Origin of the sequence: Nocardia sp. NPDC058497, assembly GCF_042720195.1 — a bacterium.
Classification (GTDB): Bacteria; Actinomycetota; Actinomycetes; order Mycobacteriales; family Mycobacteriaceae; genus Nocardia.
Genome location: NZ_JBHXMY010000591.1, coordinates 1 through 3,557 on the forward strand (window position 1 = coordinate 1; position 3,557 = coordinate 3,557).

3 protein-coding genes are annotated in these 3,557 nt (G+C 70.4%); all 3 read left to right on the top strand.

Annotation, left to right across the window (positions count from 1 at the left end; translation table 11 throughout):
• Positions 1–153: 153 nt before the first annotated feature.
• Positions 154–855, top strand: coding sequence for an enoyl-CoA hydratase-related protein (locus ACFWPJ_RS27760; RefSeq protein ID WP_378855682.1), 702 nt, complete (start codon positions 154–156; stop codon positions 853–855).
• Positions 856–902: 47 nt separating this feature from the next.
• Positions 903–2,105: a M20 family metallopeptidase gene (locus tag ACFWPJ_RS27765; protein WP_378855684.1), complete on the top strand. Its 1,203-nt coding sequence runs from the start codon at positions 903–905 to the stop codon at positions 2,103–2,105.
• Positions 2,106–2,230: 125 nt separating this feature from the next.
• A complete protein-coding gene (locus tag ACFWPJ_RS27770) occupies positions 2,231–3,397 on the top strand; it encodes a M20 family metallopeptidase (RefSeq protein WP_378855686.1) in 1,167 nt (388 codons plus the stop codon).
• The last annotated feature ends 160 nt before the right edge of the window (positions 3,398–3,557 follow it).

A 3,557-nucleotide genomic window follows, 5' to 3' on the forward strand; every position in this document is an offset into this window, starting at 1 on the left:
CGCCCGCCCAGCGCCGCCCGGCCACGGCCGCGACCAGCCGCTGCGCGGCGCCCCTCCTCGAGGTCGGGGGTGCGTGGCCGGGATTGTTGGAAGCGCCGGCGCAGTGTGTACCCGCGAGTAGCTATCGCCGAGCTGCGGATTATTCTTCCCCGCATGCCGTATTTGGAGCGCTCCGGTGATGTGTTCGTCCTCTACCTCGGAAACGAGGGTGAGACCGACAACGAGAACCGTTTCTCGCCGGACTGGATCGATGCCTTCCACGCCGCACTCGACGAGGTCGAGGCGTCCGAGGGCGCTGCCGCGCTGGTCACCGTCGCGACCGGCAAGTTCTACAGCAACGGCCTCGACACCGACTGGGTGTTCGGCAACCTCGACAAGATCCACGGTTACCTGGATCGCGTGCACACCCTGTACACCCGGCTGCTGACCTTCCCGATGCCGACGGTCGCCGCCCTCAACGGCCACGCGTTCGGCGCGGGCGCGATGCTGGCCTCCTCGCACGACTTCCGGGTGATGCGCGGTGACCGCGGCTTCTGGTCGCTGCCCGAGGTGCACCTGGGCATGCCCTTCACCGTCGGCATGAACGGCCTGCTCAAGGGCCGCCTGAGCAACCAGGTGTGCGTGCAGGCCATGACCACCGGCCACCGCTTCGCCGCCGACGAGGCCATCGCCGCGGGCATCGCCGACGCCAAGGCCGACGCCGAGGAGGTGCTGCCCGCCGCCATCGGGCGCGCCGCCGCCCTGACGAGCCTGCGCAAGCCGATCACCCCGATCATCAAGACCGCGCTGCACGCCGAGACCCTGGCCGCACTGGCCACCCCCGTCACCCCGGAGAACCTCCCCTTCGGCAACTGACCGCTCGCCGGTGCGCCGGTGACACCCCCTAATGCAAGACTGGGGGTATGGCACTCTCGCGCACCGGCGAATTCTCGGCCACCGCCTCCGATGCCGCGATCGACGCGGCATCGGCGGAGCTGATCGCACTGTCGCACGCGATCCACGCCGAACCGGAGCTCGCGTTCGCCGAGACGCGCAGCGTCGCCAAGATCCTCGCGCCGCTGGCCGAGCGCGGTTTCGACATCACCACCGGCATCGCCGGCCTGCCGACGGCGTTTCGCGCCGTCTACGGCAGTGGCCCGCTGACCGTCGGCATCTGCGCCGAATACGACGCCCTGCCCGAGATCGGGCACGCCTGCGGGCACAACATCATCGCCGCGTCCGCCGTCGGCGCCGCCGTCGGACTCGCCGAAGTCGCCGATGAGCTGGGGCTGACCGTCGTCGTCCTCGGCACGCCCGCGGAGGAGAGTGGCGGCGGCAAGGTGCTCATGCTCGACGCGGGCGCCTTCGACGACCTCGCGATGGCGATGATGGTCCACCCCGGCCCCGCCGACATCGTCGGCGCCCGCTCGCTCGCGCTGGCCGACCTGTCGGTCGTCTTCCACGGCCGCGAGGCCCATGCCAGCGCCGCGCCCGAGCTCGGCCGCAACGCGGGTGACGCGGTGACCCTGACCCAGGTTGCCGTCGGCTTGCTACGGCAGCATTTGCGCGCCGGCCAGCAACTCCACGGTATAGTCGCTGACGGTGGCGTAGCCCCCAACATCGTGCCCGGACGGGCGGAGTTGCTGTACTACCTCCGCGCGGCCGATTCCGCGTCACTCGACGACCTGATGCGACGAGCGAAAGCGTGTTTCGAGGCGGGCGCCCTGGCAACCGGCTGCACCCACGACATACGGACGCTCGCGCCCACCTATACCGAGCTCACCCCCGATCCGGTTCTTTCGGCTGTCTACCGCGCGCAGATCACCGGATTGGGCAGGGTGCCGATCGCACCCGAGCTCGAGGTGTTGCGTCCGCTCGGGAGCACCGACATGGGCAACGTCACCAATGTGATCCCCGGTATCCACCCGGTGATCGGCATCGATGCCGGTGGAGCGGTGACCCATCAGCCGGACTTCGCCGCGGCCGCGGTGAACGCCTCGGCGGATCGGGCGGTACTCGACGGCGCGCTGGCGCTGGCGCGTACCGCTGTCGCGATAGCACGCGATGAAGTACACAGAGACAGGTTGTTGCAACGGCTGGTCGACCGACAGGAGGACATTCGGTGAGCATTTCCGGCTATTCGGGCACCGCGCGCGCAGGCGCCGAGGCGCTATCGGTGGGCGTGGGCGCCCACTCGATGATGCGTGAGAACGCGGCGTGTCCGACCATGCCGGACACCGGACGAATCGACATGTCAGGATCCGAGATCGTCGACGCGTGGCTGGCCGAACACACGGCAGACCTCGTGCAATGGCGCAGGCACATCCACGCGAACCCCGAGCTGTCGCGCGCGGAGTTCGCCACCACCGAGTTCGTCACGGGCTGGCTGAGCAAGGCCGGGCTGACCTGGGAGGTGCTGCCCGGCGGCACCGGTGTGATCTGCGACCTCGGCCCGTCCGACGGTCCGCGGATCGCCCTGCGCGCCGACATGGACGCACTGCCCATGCAGGAGTTCACCGGCCTGAGCTTCGCCTCGACCGTGCCGGGCGTCTCGCACGCCTGCGGGCACGACGCGCACACCACGGTGCTGCTCGGCGCCGGGCTCGCGCTCGCCGAGGCGCAGGACACGCTGCCGGTCGGCGTGCGGCTGTTGTTCCAGCCCGCCGAGGAGGTGATGCCGGGCGGCGCGATCGACGTCGTCGCCGCGGGTGCGATGCAGGGTGTCGACCGGATCTTCGCGCTGCACTGCGATCCGCGGCTCGAGGTCGGCAAGGTCGGCCTGCGGATCGGCGCGATCACCTCGGCCGCCGACACCGTCGAGCTGGTGCTCGACTCGCCCGGCGGGCACACCTCGCGCCCGCATCTGACCAGCGATCTGGTCTACGCGATCGGCACCGTGATCACCGGCCTGCCCGGCCTGCTGAGCCGCCGCGTCGATCCGCGCACCAGCACCGTGATGGTGTGGGGCGCGGTGAGCGCGGGCAAGGCGCCCAACGCCATCCCGCAGACCGGCATGCTCACCGGCACCGTCCGCACCGGCGACCACGCCACCTGGCTGCTGCTGGAACCGCTGGTCCGCGAGATCGTCGACGGCCTGCTCGCCCCCACCGGCGTGCGCTACCAGCTCAACTACAAGCGTGGCGTCCCACCGGTGGTCAACGACCAGAGCTCGACCCTGATGTTCGAGAACGCCGTCCTGGCGATGGGCCCCGACGCACTGGCCGACACGCCGCAATCCGGCGGCGGCGAGGACTTCTCCTGGTACCTGGAGGAGGTCCCGGGCGCCATGGGCCGCCTCGGCGTCTGGTCGGGCACGGGAGATCAGCTCGACCTGCACCAGCCCACGTTCGACATCGACGAACGCGCACTGGCGGTGGGTGTCCGGACCCTGACGAACATCGTTCTCCAGGCGTCGTAGCAGCACAGAAGAACATGGGTAACTCATCGGGTACGGGCTAACCCACCCACCTCACGATCCCCCGCGCCCCCCCCCCCCCACCCCCCCCCCCCCACGCGCCCCACAAACACGGGGGGGGCGGCACCACAAAGCCCCGGGCGCCCACTGGTTGGGTGAGGGG

What these genes read in the sequence shown, in the direction of transcription:
- ACFWPJ_RS27760 (WP_378855682.1), top strand. Translation starts at nt 154, where the DNA reads ATGCCGTATTTGGAGCGCTCCGGTGATGTGTTCGTCCTCTACCTCGGA.
- ACFWPJ_RS27765 (WP_378855684.1), top strand. Translation starts at nt 903, where the DNA reads ATGGCACTCTCGCGCACCGGCGAATTCTCGGCCACCGCCTCCGATGCC.
- ACFWPJ_RS27770 (WP_378855686.1), top strand. Translation starts at nt 2,231, where the DNA reads ATGTCAGGATCCGAGATCGTCGACGCGTGGCTGGCCGAACACACGGCA.